Source organism: Novosphingobium sp. TCA1, assembly GCF_009811895.1.
GTDB classification, from domain to species: Bacteria; Pseudomonadota; Alphaproteobacteria; order Sphingomonadales; family Sphingomonadaceae; genus Novosphingobium; species Novosphingobium panipatense_A.
In genome coordinates this window covers 307,640-323,876 of the sequence record NZ_BLJH01000001.1, presented here as the reverse complement: position 1 = coordinate 323,876, position 16,237 = coordinate 307,640, and the positions used below count along the sequence as shown (strand labels likewise).

Sequence of the window (16,237 nt, the reverse complement as noted above, 5' to 3'; positions counted from 1 at the left end):
CTCTTTGATCTCTATGCTCCGCCCTTCGATCTCTCGAATGCATTGCGTGTCTTCAGGCTGGGATCTTCGGTCCAGGGCGTGTCGGGCCAGCGGTGACGCGGGTAGCGGCCTTTCATGTCGCGCTGCACGTCGCGCCAGGATCCGCGCCAGAATCCGGGCAAGTCCCGCGTGGTCTGGATGGGACGACCTGCGGGCGAGGTCAGCTTGAGCAGAAGCGGCTGCGGCGGCTGGCCGAACGTGGGGTGGCGGTCCAGCCCGAACAGCGCCTGCACGCGCACTTCCACGCTGGGCCCGCCCTCGTCCTCGTAGTCGATCGCATGGGTGCTGCCGGCAGGGCTGCGGAATTCGGGCGGCGCCAGCCGTTCCAGCGCCTGCTGATCGTCCCATGTCAGGCGCCCTCGCAAGGCTTCCGCCAAGGCCCCCTTATCGACCGCATCGAGACGGCGGCCGAGCAGCGGGCCGAGCCAGTCGTCCAGATCCGCGACCAGGGCCTCTTCGCCAAGCGCCGCGATGCCCGCATAGCGCGCCCGCCGCATGAGCGAGAGACTGGCCTTGCCGAACGGCACGAGATCGAGACCCTTCTCCCGCACGCGTTCCAGCAGGAATGCGGAAATCGCCGCTGGATCGGGCGCCGGATCGGGCCCGCTCGCCAGGGTGATCGCACCCAGCCTGCGCTCCAGCCGCGCCTCGACGCGCCCCTCCTCCTCGTTCCAGCGCAGGACCGAGCGCCGCTCGATCCGCTCCGCCAGCCCCTGCTCCACATCGGAAGTCTCCAGCGAGGCGCCCGAAAGAATGCGCGCGCCCCGCGCCTGGCCCTGCGCGTCGCCGATCACCAGCCATTCGCGGGAAGCCAGCGGAGAGGCCGGATCGAGCACGTAGCCCCTGCCCCCGGCCGAGAGCCAGTTCTCGCCGCGCGCATCGCGTCGCCGCGCCACCATGTCAGGCCGCCCCAGCGCCAGCAGGACACCGGCGGGAATATCCCCGTCATCGTTCCCGCTCGCAACCAATGCCCTGGCGCGGCGCGCCCAGCCCGCCGAAAGCTTGCGCGAGGCTTCGGCGCGCGGCGAACGGTCGCCGTCCCAGCGCGAGAGGCGCTGCGCCAGATCCTCGCTACGCCCGCCCAGCCCGCGCTCCTGAAGCAGCAGGGCCAGCTTCGCCGCGGTTTCGCCCGCCCCGCGTCCGGCAGCATGGAGGATCATCGCGGCCTGGGCCGGATCCATCGGCAGAGCGGCAACTTTGCCGCCGAACGGCGTAATTCGCCCCTGCCCGTCGAGCGCACCCAGCGCTTCCAACTGCCGCCGCGCCGCTTCGAGCGCCTTTTCCGGGGGCGGATCGAGCCAGGCCATGGCCGATGGGTCGCCGGTTCCCCATTGCGCCAGCGAAAGCGTCAGCGGCGCCAGATCGCTGGTGAGGATCTCGGGCGGATCGAATTCCGGGCGGCCCGGATGCGCGGCTTCTTCCCAGAGCCGATAGGCCGTCCCCGGACCTTGCCGTGCGGCACGCCCGGCGCGCTGCGCGGCCGAGGCGCGGCTGGCGCGGTGAGTCACCAGTCGGGTCACGCCCGCCGCCTTGTCGAACTCGGCACGGCGCGAAAGCCCGCTGTCGACAACCACCGAAACGCCGTCCAGCGTCAGCGAAGTTTCCGCAATGGCGGTTGCCAGCACGATCCTGCGGCGCCCCTGCGGATCGCGGCGAATCGCCGCGCGCTGGGCCGCCGGTTCGCATTGCCCGTGCAGCGGTAGTACCAGCGCGCCCGGCAGCTTTTCCGCCAGCCGCTCCGAAACCCGGTCTATTTCGCGCACGCCGGGGAGAAAGGCGAGAATGTCCCCCTCCTGTTCGCGCCAGACGGTCAGCACGGCCGAGGCCATGGCATCCTCTATCCGCTGATCCGGTAATCCGCCGAGCCAGCGCAGCGCCAGCGGCCAGGCCTTGCCCGCACTCTCGATCACCGGAACCGCGCCGCCCAGCAGACGGGCGAAGCGCGATCCGTCGATGGTGGCGGACATCACCACGATCCGCAGGTCCTCGCGCAGGACCTGGCTCGATTCGATCGCCAGCGCCAGCCCGAGGTCACTGTCGAGATGGCGCTCGTGCGCTTCGTCGAACAGGACGGCGGAGACACCGGAAAGCTCGGGATCGGAGACGATCGTCGAAACGAAGATCGCCTCGGTCATGACCACGACTCGGGTCCGAGCCGAACGCTTGACGTCGAGGCGGGTCACGTAGCCGATCGTTTCCCCGGCCTTCTCGCCCAGCGCCTCGGCCATGCGTTCCGCTGCGGCGCGCGCGGCCACGCGGCGGGGCGAGAGCAGGATCACGGTGCCGGTACACCAGGGCTCTGCCAGCAATGCCGGGGCCAGCGCGGTGGTCTTGCCCGCGCCCGGCGGCGCGATCAGCACGGCGTGAGGGCCGTCACGCAATGCGGAGAGGACTTCGGGCAATACGGAAAGGATGGGGAGCGCGTTCACGCCCGCTGCCTTAGTCCGCGCGGGGGGTGTGGGAAAGGCTTCTGCCGCATCCGAAACGGATGAGATAGTTGCAGACGTCTACTCTTCGTCAAGGAATCGTACTTAAGCAAAACTCCCAGGAGTCTCGTTTTGTCTGACGTCAATTCAATCCAGAGCAAGATGCACCGCGCCGGGCACTACCCGCTGCGCGTGGCGCAATACTTGCGCCTGCGCGAGCGTATACCGCCGCTCTATGGAATGTTGTCGGTCAATGCGGGCATCCTTGCCTATACGCACCGGACGCTGGCGCCGGGTTTCCTGACCCTGACGATTCCGGCGATCCTGATCGCAAGTTGCCTGATTCGCATGCTCGTGTGGCTGCGCCCGATCGGCCAGCAGGATCTGGAAGAAGATGCCGCGCAGGCGCGGATGCACAAGGCGATCTGGCTCTCGCTGGCTTTCGCCATGGCTTTCACGATCTGGTCGCTCAGTCTCGATCGCTATGGCGGCCCTTACGAGCATGGCCATGTCGCGGTCTTCGTTTCCGTAACGGTGCTGGGCTGCGTGTTCTGCCTGACCTTCCTGCCCACGGCTGCCCTGCTGATATGCCTGACTTCGCTCGGCATGTTCCTGGCCTATTGCGTGACGACCGGCTCGGCGACGCTTACGGCAATCGCCATCAACATTGCACTTGTCTCGGCCGTGATCCTGAAGATTCTGCGCGATACCTACGATTCCTTCGTCGAACTGGAAGTGGCGCAGCGCGAACTGCGGATCGAACGTCGCCAGGCACAGGCCCTCGGCGACGAGAATGCCCGCCTCGCGCAGACCGACGCGCTTACGGGACTGCCCAACCGTCGCTACTTCTTCGCTGCGCTCGAAAACCTGCTGGAAACGGCCGAGGACCAGGTCTTCTGCGTCGGCCTGATCGACCTCGACCGGTTCAAGCCGGTCAACGACACATATGGCCACGCCCAGGGAGACCGCCTGCTGCAGGTGATCGGCACCCGCCTCGTGGCCCAGTGCGATCCTTCGGTCATCATCGCACGGCTCGGCGGCGACGAATTCGGCTTCATCGTGCCCGGCGGCCCGGACGAGGCGGAAGCGATCGCCCAGAAGTTCTGTTCCGCCATCCGCATGCCGGCGCGCCTCGGCGAAGTGACGGTGGCGGTCGGCGGCTCGGCCGGGATCGCGATCTATCCCGAGAGCGCGCGCAATGCCCATTCGCTCTACGACCGCGCCGATTTCGCGCTCTATCACGCGAAGAATCACCGCCGCGGCCAGTCCGTGCGCTTCTCGGACCAGTTGGAGACGCTGATCCGTTCCGAACAGGCTCTCGACGCGGCGATGCAATGCGCGGATCTCGCGCGCGAACTGTCGGTCGCCTTTCAGCCGATCATCGCCACCGAGAGCAACCAGCCGGTCAGCTTCGAATGCCTCGCACGTTGGACCTCGCCCGTGCTCGGCGTGATCGCGCCGGAAATGATGATCGCCTCGGCAGAACGCGTGGGCCGCGCGCGCGACGTGACGGCTACCCTGTTCGATCGTGCGCTGGATGCCCTGGCGCTGCTGCCCCATCCGATCTCGGTCTCCTTCAATCTCTCGGGCCACGACATTTCCGACGCGGAGACGATTTCGACCCTGCTGGAACGGATCGACAAAAGCGGATGCGATGCGCGCCGCCTGCTGTTCGAGATCACGGAAACCACGCTCATCGCCGAAGTGGACAAGGCGCGGAGCGTGCTGGAACGGCTGCGCGCCACCGGCGCGCGCATCGCCCTCGACGATTTCGGCACCGGCTATTCAAGCCTTTCCTCGCTGCACCAGTTGCCGCTCGACATGGTCAAGATCGACCGCAGCTTTGCGCCCCGGCTCGACGAGACGGTGGGCCGCCGCCTGATCTCCGCGATCCGCAACCTCGCCCGCGCGCTGTCGCTGGAATGCGTCATCGAAGGGATCGAAACCGAGGACCAACTGCTCAGCGCCCGGATCGCCGGTTTCTCGCTGGCCCAGGGCTTTCATTTCGCCCGGCCGATGACGCTGGAAGAGATGCTGGGCCGGGTCGAGGCCTCGTCGAAGAGCTGGCACTTCGCCTGAGAGTGTGGGCCTCAGCCCGCCCTGAACCTCAGATATCCCGCTTGGTCCCGTAGTCGATGCGGATACGCACCCAGGTTCCCAGCTGCGGCTTGCCGTTGATGCGCGGCGGCAGGACCTGGAACTGCCAGGCCGCATTCAGCACCGCACGGCCAAAGCCCGAACCGCGCGGCGATTCGCCGAGGATCTGGCAATTGTCGACCTTGTAGTTCTCCATGGTCTGGCAGGCGATCATGCCCCAGCCATTGTCGGGCCGCCGTTCCGGGAGATAGCCGCCCAGCTGGGCGTCCGTGGGGCGGCGGAACCAGTCCGCATTGTAGAGCGTCGCGCCGCCCGGGCCTTCGCCCGGCCCGTAAGTGCCGCCCGAACCGGCAGGGGCGGCACTGCCCTGGGCGAGCCCCTGCCCTTTCATCTTGCCGATATCGGCCGCTGCGAATTCCTGGCTCGACAACTTGAGGAACGTGAAGGCAGGCTTTTTCTCGACCGGCTTTTCGACCGGTGGGGTAGGCACCTTTTCCTGTACGACGGCGGCCTGCTCGGTACGCTCGACCTTCTTCTCTTCACGCTGCTTCTGCTTGGCGGGCTTGTCGCCGCCCTTGTCGCGATCGTGATCGACGACATCGAAAGTCGTGAGCGAGGTGGTCTTCTTCGCGATTTCGGGGATGAGGCCGGTCTGGTAGATCGCCAGCAACAGCGCAATGAGGATCAACCCCGCGGAGAGGATCGATGAGACCAGGCGTTGGCGCGGTGACCCAGGCTGATAGCCCGATGACACCAGCTCGGATTCGGCGGGCATGATGCGGCCTGAATAGGGCGCTTCCCCCGGCACCGCAATTGCGGCCTTGTTGCACCATCATTGCGGGGCGAGGTGTTGCGCGAACAACCCACCTCGCCCGTCCAGCCTGCGAAGACCTATCCGTTGAGAGGCTGTTTGGAAAATGCCCGAGAGGGCATTTTTTCTTGCGGCACCGGCCCGCGCCCCCACCCTACCACCCAACGATAGTATCCTAGCGGGTGGTAGGGTGGGGGCGCGGGCCGGTGCCGCGAAATTCGCTTTTGGCGAACTTCCAAACGGACTCAAAGACCGAGGAACCGGAACGGGGCGTGGTCCACGAAATCGCCGTTCACCTGCCCCGAGAAGGTGTGATCCTGATTGGGACCGAGATCGAGCATCTTCACCTTGCCCGCCTCCTTCGAGAAATCGATCTTTTTGAGATCGATCCAGAACGTGTTCGGCGTGAGGGCCGATTCGAAGAAATAGAGCTGGCGCTTGTGGTCGAACACCGTGCGCCAGCGGGTGGAGGAAATGTTGGGCTCCAGCGGCGTGTTGATGCCGTAAGGCACCGAGGCATTGCGGATCACGCTGAACACCGCCGCCAGCGCCTTGTTGGGGTCCGGCTCCTTGGGGATCGCGTTGATGTAGAAGGAAGCCCGCGCAAAGCGATCCGCCGCGCGGTTAGTGCCGGGCAGCATCGTCGTGCCGCCGATCTGCTTCCAGTAGGCATTGAGCGCAAGCTGCTCGTCGAAAGTCGGGGAATTGGTCATCACCTGGTACTGGCGGCCATGGTGGATCACCAGCTTGCCCTTGATGTACTCGAAGATCGCGCTGTCGCCGGTGGAGTCGGAAAGCGAGAGGTGCAGCGTGGTCAGCCGCTCCTCGCCGGGGACATTGTCCGTCACGATCGTGAACGGCTCCTTCTCCAGCGCGGCCACCGCTTCCGCCACCGTCGCGAAATTATCGAGCGCGTACTGCGCCCAGGCGGCGATGGTCAAGCCCGGTTTGCCCTTGCCGTCGAAATGCGGATACTCCGATTCGACCAGCCAGAGCATGTTGGCGTTGAGGCCCTTCTCGTTCACGCCGTCCGTGGTCGAGACGTCATAGCCACTGACCACGACGCTGCCGTATTTCGAGGTCCACTTGATCGAATTCGGCCCCGCCTCCCCCGTTCGCGCCATGCCGCGCGGCAGGATCCACAAGTTCGAGACGATGTCGCTCTTCCAGTCCATCGAACGGGCGGTGATGATATTCCCGTCCGGGCCGAGATAGACCGCCCGCGTGCAGGCCTCGGCCGTCGTGGCCGCCAGCAGCGCGGCAGCGGCCAGCGCGCTAAGCGCCCGTGCGAATTGGGTGGTCTTGCGCATCGGCATTCTCCTCCTGGGATCCATCGGAACTGGAACGTCAGAACAGCACGGACATGCCGACCAGGGGGCCGCGCTGCTGCATGTCCCACACGAACCTGCCGCGCCCGGTGAAGTCGGGCTGGTCGTAGTCCTCGTAAATGAAGCGATAGCCCGCGCGCAGGATCGTGCGCTGGCCGAGAACATGGGTGCGATACCCCAGCATCGCGGCGGCATTCACACTGATGTCCGAACCCGCGCCGAAGCCGCCGACGTCGCCCTGGACGAAAAGATTCCAGTGCCGGGACAGATCGGCATTCATCCGCAGCCCCACGAAGGGATCGACCCAGCTGGCGCCCTTGGAGGTCTGCAGCGCCAGCGGCGCCGCTGCGGCGCGCGCCTTGAGATCGGTCCAGCGCAGGCCTGCGGTAGGCTCGAACGAGATGTTGCGCTGAACGCCGAACGCCGTCTCGCCCGAAAGCGGCACGATCCAAGCCTTGTAATAGAACCCGCCCGCCACGCGCGTGGTGCGGATGTCGAGGTCCACGGGGATCGAGAGCACCTGTTCGGTCTGCGAGGTCTTGACGTGCTGGGCGTCCAGATAGCCGCCCCACCTGCCGTTCACGAGTTCCAGGTTGCCCATGGCGGCAATGTCCAGATGCTTGAAGATATCGCCGAAGGGCAAGTGCGCCCCGGTCTGCAAGCCTGCCAGACCGAGGTCTCCGCCCAGCGAGGCGCCCCAGACATAGGGGCTGACGATGACGGTCCAGCCCGTGCCGCCGCGTCCGATAGGCCGGCGGCTCGTATCGGTTGCAGTCGGCGCTTCGCCGGCGGCATCGGCAACTGCGGGGGCGTCGCTGGAAACCTGCTCCTGCGCCCATGCCTTCGAAAGTGTGCCGGAGGTTCCCAGCAATGCTGCGGTGAGAAGAAATCCGATTACGAACCGAACAACGCAAACCATCCACGAGCTCCCGAAACAGGATTTCGTAACGGCGCGAACCTATAGAGCAAATCCTATAGTATCAACCAAATAGATCGCAGCCTTTTTGGATTCGAGCGACAGGATCGTCGCAATTCAGACATCCGCACATACAGTCGCCCACCTCAGCCGCCGCCCGCGTTGCTCAAACGAAAACGCCGGACAGTGGCTGCCCGGCGTTCGATAATCACTGCGAGAAGAGGTTTCTCAGTAGCGGCGCGCGACCGCGAACTCCACCGCTTCGCACATCGCATCGCGCGCTGCACCGGCCGGGAATATCGAGAGCGAATCGATTGCGCGCTGGGCATAGAGCCGGGCGCGTTCGCGCGTGGCCTCCACGCAGCCGTGGCGATTGATCAGCTCCACGGCATGGGCGAGGTCCTCGTCCTCGGTGCGGAAGCCGGCGATGGCGTCTTCCCAGAACTTGCGCTCCTCGGCATTGCCACGCGCATAGGCCAGGATCACCGGAAGGGTCATCTTGCCCTCGCGGAAATCGTCGCCCTTGTCCTTGCCCGATTCCGAGGCTTCCGAATCGTAGTCAATCGCATCGTCCACCAACTGGAACGCGATCCCGAGGTTGCGGCCATAGGAATCGAGCGCCTGCTCCTCGGCTTCCGACTTCTCCGCGACGATGGCCGAGATCCGGGTGGCGGCGGCGAACAGGGCTGCCGTCTTGGAGCCGATGATCTGGAGATAGTGCTCTTCGCTGGTCTCGATCCGGCGCTGGGCGGTAAGTTGGTCCACCTCGCCCTCGGCGATGATCGAGCTGGCTTTGGAAAAGATCTTGAGGACCTTGAGGCTGCCGTCCTCGACCATCAGTTCGAAGGCGCGGGTGAACAGGAAATCGCCCACCAGCACGGTCGCCGGATTGCCGAACACGATATTGGCAGCGGCCTTGCCCCGGCGCATGTCGGAACCGTCCACGACATCGTCGTGCAGCAGTGTGGCCGTATGCAGGAACTCCACGGCGGCGGCCAGCTTGTGGTGCCGCGCGCCCTGATAGCCGCAAAGCTCTGCCGCGGCGACCATCAGCATGGGGCGCATGCGCTTGCCCCCGCCCGAGATCAGATGCCCGGCGAGCGCGGGAATGAGCGGAATTTCGCTCTGCATCCGGTCCAGAATGACGGCGTTGACGCTGTTCATGCCGGGAGCGGTCAGCGCCAGCATGGGAGCGAGGGTAGGCTGCGACCCGCGTGCGCGCAGGGGAATGACATCGGCACTCATCGCACCGCGCATTGCGCGTTCGGCGGCCGTAACGCAAGAGCGAATGCCACAAGCTGGGCAAACGCCCCGACTGGAAGAGGCGGCAAACCCGTGCTAGCGGACCTCGCGATGACCCAGAACACTCCCGCCGACCCCGTTCTCGCCGGTTTCCGCGCGAGCATCGACAATATCGACGCCGCCCTCATTCACATGCTGGCGGAGCGATTTCGGATCACCCAGGCCGTTGGTGCCTACAAGGCGCAGAACGACCTGCCTGCCTCGGACCCCGGCCGCGAGGATCGGCAGATCCAGCGCCTGCGCAAGCTGGCGGAAGAGGCCAACCTCGACCCCGATTTCGGCGAGAAGTTCATCCGCTTCATCATCGACGAAGTGATCCGCCACCACGAGCGCGCCAAGAACGAAGCCTGATTCGGCACCTCGTGCCAGGTTCATGATCTACCGATCATCCCGGACCGAAATCCGGGACGATCGGCCCATGTAAATCAGTCTTCGACCAGGTCCTGAAGCTTCGACATCAGGGTCTGGATACGCGTGGCGGCTTCGGTGAACGTGGTCACGTCCTCGCGGTTGTTGTTGCCGCGGGCTTCCTTGGCCGCCTCCACATAGCCTTCGAGATCGGCTTCCAGGGCATCGACGATGATTTCGATCTCGTCCGACGACAGCGAAATGTTGATGGAATCGGTCATGAGAGGGTCCTTGATCTGCCGGAGCGGCCTGCCCGACTTTATCGAACAGGTCGTACCAGGGTTATGTTTCGCCGCGCTTTCGAGAAGGGGCCGGATGATTCCGCCCGGTCCGAAAACGCACTGAACCGCGCCAATGGGGACGAATGCGCCCAGCCGCAACCGCCTCTGCGCCGGTTCCCCCGAAAATCCCGTTCGAAATGGAGCGTGAGCCGGTGCCGCAGGAAATGCCCGCATAGGCATTTTCCAACAAGACCTCACATATCCACCCGGGGCAGCTTCAGCTTGACCAGCAACCCGCCAAGGTCCTCGCTTTCATCCAGCTCCACGGTGCCGCCGTAGATCTCCACGACATCGCGCACGATGGCGAGGCCGAGACCCGTTCCCGGCTTGCCGGTATCGAGCCGGGCGCCGCGATCGAAGATGCGAATACGCTCGGCCTCGGGAATGCCCATGCCGTCATCCTCGATCCAGACTTCGCAGAGCCGCGAGCTGCGGTCGGGGTCCACCGTGACGAACACGCTGCCGCCGCCGTACTTCGCCGCATTCTCGATCAGGTTGCCGAGAATCTCCTCAAGGTCCTGCTTTTCCAGCGCAACCGCCACGTCGTGATTGCCGTCGAGGTCGAAGCGCGCCTGGTCGTAGAGCCGCTCGACCGCGCGCAGCACGGCTTCCAGGCTCGGCCAGACTTCCGCACGGGACTGGCCGACGGCACGGCGGCCCACGGCCCGCGCCCGCGCCAGATGGTGGTCCACCTGTCGGCGCATCACCGCCGCTTCGCGAATGACGGTATCGGAAAGGTCCGGCGCCTTGGCGGTGGCGGCGTTCATCACCACCGTCAGCGGAGTCTTCAGCGCATGCGCAAGGTTGCCCGCATGGGTGCGCGCTTCCTCGGCCTGCCGCTCGGTATGGGCCAGCAGGGCATTGAGTTCCTCCACCAGCGGCTCGACTTCCTGCGGCAGCGGCTGGGTGACGCGGCTGGCGCCGGTCGTGCGCAGCTTCTGGATCGCCCGGCGGACATGGCGCAGCGGGAAGAGGCCGTACCAGGTCTGCATCCCGGCCATCAGCAGCAGGCCGAAGCCGAGCGCGACGAAGCTGTAGACCAGAATGCCGCGCACCATCTTGATCTGGTCATTAAGGTCGGCGCGGCTGGCGGCGACGGTGAACATCCACTGCGCATCGCTGCCCGGCAGGATCACCGCGCGTTCCATCACCCGCAGCGGCTCGCCGGGGAACTGGTCGCTGTCGTAGACGTGCTGCTGCGCATCGAAATGGTCCGGCGGCACGTTGATGCTGCGATCCCAGAGCGAACGCGACGGGAAATCCTCGTGCCCTTTCGCCCGGATCTGCCAGTAGAGGCCGGAATTGGGCTCCAGGAAGCGCTGGTCGCCCAGCGGGCGAATGAAGAAGACCTCGCCGTCCGGCCCGATTTCCACCGAACCGATCATGCCGGTGAGCATGTAGCCGAGCTGTTCGTCGAAATTGCGGGTGATGAGGCCGTTCAGGGTGCGGTCCAGCGCCAGTCCGCCGACCAGCAGCAGGATGAAGATCCACCCTGCCGCGATCAGCATCATGCGGCGTGCCAGCGAGCCGGTATTGGCCGACTTCACGCGCCTGGTGCCGAGACCCGGATCGGCGTCGCCGTCCGCAACCACCTCGCCCGTCTTCGCTACTGGACTCCGGGCCGTAGTCTGGCCCGGTTGCGGGGCAGACACGTCAGCCGCGGCCGGGTTCTGCGGGGTCGTCGAGGCTGTAGCCAAGGCCGCGGATCGTGGTGATGACGTCGGCACCCAGCTTCTTGCGGATGCGGGTTACGAAAACCTCGATCGTGTTCGAATCGCGGTCGAAATCCTGATCGTAGATATGCTCGATCAGTTCGGTGCGGCTGACCACCTTGCCCTTGTGGTGCATCAGGTAGGACAGCAGCTTGTATTCCTGCGCCGTCAGCTTCACCGGCTCGCCCGCCAGGGTAACGCGGCCCGAGCGGGTATCCAGGCGTACGTCGCCCGCGGTGAGTTCGCTGGAGGTATTGCCCGAGGCGCGGCGGATCAGCGCGCGCAGGCGGGCGATCAGTTCCTCGGTCTGGAACGGCTTGGCCAGATAGTCGTCGGCGCCCGCATCGAGCCCGGCCACCTTGTCAGACCAGGAATCGCGCGCGGTCAGCACGAGAACGGGGAAATTACGCCCTTCCCTGCGCCACATGCCCAGCACCGTCAGCCCGTCGATTTCCGGCAGGCCGAGGTCGAGAATGACGGCGTCGTATTCTTCGGTCGAACCCAGGAAATGACCGTCCTCGCCATCGACGGACAAGTCTACGGCGTATCCGGTCTGCTCGAGCGTGGTCTTGAGCTGGTTGCCGAGCGTGGGTTCATCCTCGACGATCAGGATGCGCAATTGGGTATCTCCTCGGTGAGCGCCCCGGGGTCAGGACCTTGTCAGGACCTTGGGCGCACGGGTGAAATGGGGCGAAAGCCCGGCAGCGTCAAGCGACGGGAACCGCCTTGGTTCCAGACAGGCCCATCAGGAAACCCATCATCATGCTGTCCCCATGACGGCTAACGTGATTGGCCGATCACGCGCCCGGTGCGCGCATCGACGTCGACGAAATAGACCCTGCCGTTCTGGATGAACTTCAGGCGATAGGCCATGGCCGCCGAATCGTAATCCGGCCCGAGATACTGCTTCCCGTTCATGCGCGGCAGCACGATCTGCTCGATCTCGCGGATCGACAGGATGTTGCCGGCACGGCGCTCGCGGCGCACCTCGCCCTGCTCGCCGCCGGGTTCGGCGGCATGTGAGGTCAGGGTCGGCGCGACCAGTCCGAAGGCTGCGACAGCCAGCGCGGCAGGAGCCGTGAGGAAAGAAAGAGCCTGTTTCATATCGACTTGCTGCCTAACCCTGCCGCCTTGAACAAGTCCTGAATGTGGCGGGAAGGCGGCACTGGATGACCGGTGTGGCGCAAATCACACGCTGCCGACGACCCACCCTCACCCTGCCGTGCAGCTTGCCAGCCCCCCGCCCCTCGCTGTAGGGCGCGCCTCATGGCAATCGCACCGATCCTCAGCTGGGAGGGCCTCGGCCTTATCCAGGGCTCCGGCTGGCTCTTCAACGACCTCGACATCAACATCGCCCCGCGCGACCGCTTGGCCCTGATCGGCCGCAACGGCGCAGGCAAGACGACGCTGCTCAAGCTGATTGCGGGCACTGTCGATGCCGACAGGGGCACGCGCTCGGTACAGCCCGGCACCCGCGTCGTCACGCTGGAACAGGACCCGTTCTTCACCGGGTTCGACACCCTTCTGGATTTCACCATCCACGGCGACGACGCCCCGCCGCGCCATGAAGTGGAAGCCATCGCCGACCAGCTCGGCATCGACCTCTCGCGCGAGGCGAAAAGCGCATCGGGCGGCGAGCGCCGCCGCGCCGCGCTGTGCCGCGCCCTGGCCTCCGAGCCGGACCTGCTGCTGCTGGACGAGCCGACCAACCACCTCGATCTAGCCGCGATCGACTGGCTCGAATCCTGGCTCCAGCGCTACAACGGCGCTTTCGTGGTGATCAGCCACGACCGCACGTTCCTGACCCGCCTGACCAACGCCACCCTTTGGCTCGACCGCGGCAGCCTGCGCCGCCGCGACATCGGCTTCGGCGGCTACGAGGCCTGGGAAGAGGAAGTCTACGCCGAGGAAGCCCGCGCCGCCGCCAAACTCGACGCCAAGCTCAAGATCGAGGCGCACTGGCTGGAACGCGGCGTCACCGCCCGGCGCAAGCGCAACCAGGGCCGGCTCGCCAAGCTCTGGGAAATGCGCGCCCAGCGCGCTTCGATGATGGGGCCGCAGGGCGCCGCGAAGCTTGCTGTGGTGGCGGACGACAGCAAGACCAAGTCGGTCATCGTCGCCGAGCACGTCACCAAGACTTTCGGTACCGGAGAGAGCCAGCGCACGGTCATCAAGGACTTCAACTTGCGCATCCAGCGCGGCGACCGCATCGGCGTGGTCGGCGCCAACGGCTCGGGCAAGACCACCCTGCTCAAGATCCTGATGGGCGAACTGGCGCCGGATTCGGGCAAGGTCACCCGCGCCGCCACGCTCGATGCCACCGTGATCGACCAGCAGCGCAGCCGGATGAGCCCCGAGATGCGCATCCGCGACGTCCTGGCCGAGGGCGGCGACTGGATCGACGTGCGCGGGGTCCGCAAGCACATACAGGGCTACCTCAAGGACTTCCTGTTCGACCCCGGCCTGGTCGAGGCGAAAGTCGGCACCCTTTCCGGCGGCGAGCGATCGCGCCTGCTGTTCGCGCGCGAGTTCGCAACGACCTCCAACCTGCTGGTGCTGGACGAGCCGACCAATGATCTCGACCTCGAAACGCTCGACCTGCTTCAGGAGGTGATCGCCGACTACGACGGCACCGTGCTGATCGTCAGCCACGACCGCGACTTCCTGGACCGCACCGTCAATGTCACGCTCGGTCTCGACGGCTCTGGCCATATCGACGTGATCGCGGGCGGCTATGCCGATTGGGAAGCCAAGCGGCGCGAGCGCACCAGCGCGGGCAAGGCCAAGGCAAAAGGCGAAGCCACGCCGCCGCCCCCGCCGATGCCGCCGAAGAAAGGCAAGCTCTCCTACAAGGACCAGCGCGACTACGACCTGCTTCCGGGGCGGATCGAGGCACTGGAAGCCGCCATCGCGCGGGACGAGGCCGCCATGGCCGATCCGGCGCTCTACACCCGCGATCCCGCAAAGTTCGCCAGCCTGAGCGCTGCCATCGAGAAATCGCGCAGCGAAAAGGATGCCGCGGAGGAGCGCTGGCTGGAACTGGCCGAGCAAGTCGAAGGCTAAGGGCACACACAACCCTCAGGCAGCAGGGAAACGATGATCAACCGTATCCGCGATATCCGCTTGCAGAAGGGGCTGACTCTGGCGGATGTCGCGGCGGCATGTCGCCCTGCGACGACGGCCCAGACCATCGGTCGCCTCGAGACCGGCACCCGCAATCTTTCCCTGGCCTGGATGAACCGCATCGCGGCGGCGCTTGAGGTCGAGCCTGAAAGCCTGCTGCGCAGCGCCGCGAGCGAGCCGGCCCGCATCGTCGCCGTTCTCTCGGAAAGCGGCCCGGAAAGCCCCCGAACGCCCCGCGAGGCGCTGCTTCCCAGCGAGCTTGCCGGGGACGCGCAGTGGCTTGTCATGGAGGTGGAGGCTTCCTGCGGGGAGTACCGGGCCGGAGATCAGGTCTGGCTGCGGCAACACGGCACGCAGGACGCGGTGCGCCTGATGAACCGCGACGTGCTGCTGCCCGCGCCCGGCGGCCGCTTCGCCTTCGGCCGCCTTCTCGATCTGGGCGACGCGGGCGCTGTGCTCCTGCCGCCCGCGAATGGCCGCAAACCCGTGACCCTGGAACATCCGCAGTGGCTGGCGGTTGCGGAGATGCTCGTCAGAAAGCTCTAACTTTCGCCCCTTAAAAGGCCCTCCATGCGCATCCTTTCCCTCGCCACCTTGTTTCCCAACCCGGTGAAGCCCAGTTTCGGCGTCTTCGTCGGCAACCAGATGCGGGCGATCGTCGCCGGGGGAGAGGTGGACCTTACGATGGTCAGCCCCATCGGCGTGCCGCCCTGGCCGCTATCGCGCCGCCACCCTTACGACAAGCTCAGGCATATTCCCGAATCCAGCGATTTCGCCGGTCTTCAGGTCTACTATCCCAAGTTCACGCTGATCCCGAAAATCGGGGGGGACAGCAATCCCGCCAGGATCGCCCGTGCCGTGCTGCCGCTGGTGCGCCGTCTCCATGCCGAGCAGCCGTTCGACCTGATCGACGCGCAGTTCTTCTTCCCGGACGGCCCTGCCGCCGCGCTGATCGCCCGCGAACTGGGACTGCCGCTGACCATCAAGTCGCGCGGGGCCGATATCCACTACTGGGGACAGCGCCCCGCCGCGCTGAAACAGATGCAGCAGGCCGCGCACCAGGCCGCCGGCATGCTCGCGGTGAGCAGTGCCCTGCGCGACGACATGGTGGCGCTGGGAATGCCGCAGGAACGCATCGGCGTTCACTACACCGGGCTCGATCACGAACGCTTCCACCCGATCGAGCGCGGCGCAGCCCGCGCGCTCGTTTCGGCCATGCCCAATCTCGGCATATGGTCCGAGGGACCGCTCATCGTGACCCCTGGCTCGCTGATCCCGCGCAAGGGCCAGCGGCTGGTGATCGAGGCGCTCGCCCACCTGCCCGACGCGCGCCTTGCCCTGGCCGGGGCCGGAGAGGACGAGAAGCCCCTGCGCGCCCTGGCCGACTGGCTGGGCGTGGGTGACCGGGTGCAGTTCCTCGGCCTCGTCGGCCACGACCTGCTGCCGCATGTCCTCTGCGCTGCGGACGTGCTGGTGCTGCCCTCGGCCAGCGAAGGGCTTGCGAATGTCTGGGTTGAGGGACTCGCCTGCGGCACCCCGATCGTCATCCCCGACATCGGCGGCGCGCGGGAGGTAGTACAGGACGAGAGCGCCGGTCGCATCGCCGCCCGCACACCCGAGGCAATCGCCGATGCCGTGCGCGATATCCTGGCCGATCCGCCGAGCCAGGCGGATGTCTCGGCCAATGTCAGCCGCTTCTCCTGGGGCGTCAACGCGCAGAACCTGGTGCGCTTCTGGTGCGATATCCTCTCCGGCGAAAAGATCGACGCCGCCGCCTGATACGAAAAGGGCCGC

Annotated in this window: 14 protein-coding genes; 5 read left to right on the top strand and 9 right to left on the bottom strand. The window is 66.0% G+C overall.

Annotated features, from left to right (window positions below; genetic code table 11):
* Positions 1-11: 11 nt before the first annotated feature.
* Positions 12-2,468 (bottom strand): ATP-dependent helicase HrpB, encoded by a 2,457-nt coding sequence (gene hrpB / locus NTCA1_RS01565; protein WP_159827597.1) that lies wholly within the window; start codon positions 2,466-2,468, stop codon positions 12-14.
* A 129-nt stretch (positions 2,469-2,597) separates the two neighbouring features.
* On the opposite strand from hrpB, the gene NTCA1_RS01560 reads away from it, so the two are divergent.
* Complete coding sequence (locus tag NTCA1_RS01560) at positions 2,598-4,544, top strand: bifunctional diguanylate cyclase/phosphodiesterase (protein WP_236549037.1); 1,947 nt, start codon at positions 2,598-2,600, stop codon at positions 4,542-4,544.
* 28 nt (positions 4,545-4,572) lie between these two features.
* On the opposite strand, the gene NTCA1_RS01555 is transcribed toward NTCA1_RS01560, so the two are convergent.
* From NTCA1_RS01555 to NTCA1_RS01540, 4 genes are all read right to left on the bottom strand, one after another.
* Positions 4,573-5,337, bottom strand: coding sequence for an energy transducer TonB (locus tag NTCA1_RS01555; RefSeq protein WP_159827594.1), 765 nt, complete (start codon positions 5,335-5,337; stop codon positions 4,573-4,575).
* 281 nt (positions 5,338-5,618) lie between these two features.
* Positions 5,619-6,683, bottom strand: a complete 1,065-nt coding sequence (locus NTCA1_RS01550) for a linear amide C-N hydrolase (protein ID WP_159827591.1) — start codon at positions 6,681-6,683, stop codon at positions 5,619-5,621.
* A 37-nt stretch (positions 6,684-6,720) separates the two neighbouring features.
* Positions 6,721-7,620: a hypothetical protein gene (locus NTCA1_RS01545; protein ID WP_159827588.1), complete on the bottom strand. Its 900-nt coding sequence runs from the start codon at positions 7,618-7,620 to the stop codon at positions 6,721-6,723.
* Between the two features lie 225 nt (positions 7,621-7,845).
* On the bottom strand, positions 7,846-8,862 hold the full coding sequence (locus tag NTCA1_RS01540; protein WP_159827586.1) for a polyprenyl synthetase family protein: 1,017 nt from the start codon (positions 8,860-8,862) through the stop codon (positions 7,846-7,848).
* 108 nt (positions 8,863-8,970) lie between these two features.
* Here NTCA1_RS01540 and NTCA1_RS01535 point away from each other — a divergent pair, with 108 nt between their 5' ends.
* Entirely contained in the window at positions 8,971-9,270 is a 300-nt protein-coding gene (locus NTCA1_RS01535) for a chorismate mutase (protein WP_086491990.1), read from the top strand.
* A 74-nt stretch (positions 9,271-9,344) separates the two neighbouring features.
* On the opposite strand, the gene NTCA1_RS01530 is transcribed toward NTCA1_RS01535, so the two are convergent.
* The 4 genes from NTCA1_RS01530 to NTCA1_RS01515 form a co-directional block, all read right to left on the bottom strand.
* Complete coding sequence (locus NTCA1_RS01530; RefSeq protein WP_086492114.1) at positions 9,345-9,548, bottom strand: hypothetical protein; 204 nt, start codon at positions 9,546-9,548, stop codon at positions 9,345-9,347.
* Between the two features lie 254 nt (positions 9,549-9,802).
* Complete coding sequence (locus NTCA1_RS01525) at positions 9,803-11,119, bottom strand: HAMP domain-containing sensor histidine kinase (RefSeq protein WP_086492115.1); 1,317 nt, start codon at positions 11,117-11,119, stop codon at positions 9,803-9,805.
* 142 nt (positions 11,120-11,261) lie between these two features.
* Positions 11,262-11,939 (bottom strand): response regulator transcription factor, encoded by a 678-nt coding sequence (locus NTCA1_RS01520; protein ID WP_021232972.1) that lies wholly within the window; start codon positions 11,937-11,939, stop codon positions 11,262-11,264.
* 161 nt (positions 11,940-12,100) lie between these two features.
* Positions 12,101-12,424, bottom strand: coding sequence for a PepSY domain-containing protein (locus NTCA1_RS01515; protein WP_159827584.1), 324 nt, complete (start codon positions 12,422-12,424; stop codon positions 12,101-12,103).
* A gap of 162 nt (positions 12,425-12,586) precedes the next feature.
* Between NTCA1_RS01515 and NTCA1_RS01510 the strand changes: the two genes are divergently transcribed.
* From NTCA1_RS01510 to NTCA1_RS01500, 3 genes are read left to right on the top strand one after another with little or no spacing between them, the layout of a single operon-like run.
* Positions 12,587-14,383 carry an ABC-F family ATP-binding cassette domain-containing protein gene (locus NTCA1_RS01510; RefSeq protein WP_159827582.1) on the top strand — a complete coding sequence of 599 codons (1,797 nt, stop codon included), beginning with the start codon at positions 12,587-12,589 and terminating at the stop codon, positions 14,381-14,383.
* Positions 14,384-14,416: 33 nt separating this feature from the next.
* A complete protein-coding gene (locus NTCA1_RS01505) occupies positions 14,417-14,989 on the top strand; it encodes a helix-turn-helix domain-containing protein (RefSeq protein WP_159827579.1) in 573 nt (190 codons plus the stop codon).
* A gap of 24 nt (positions 14,990-15,013) precedes the next feature.
* Positions 15,014-16,222, top strand: a complete 1,209-nt coding sequence (locus NTCA1_RS01500; protein ID WP_159827577.1) for a glycosyltransferase — start codon at positions 15,014-15,016, stop codon at positions 16,220-16,222.
* The last annotated feature ends 15 nt before the right edge of the window (positions 16,223-16,237 follow it).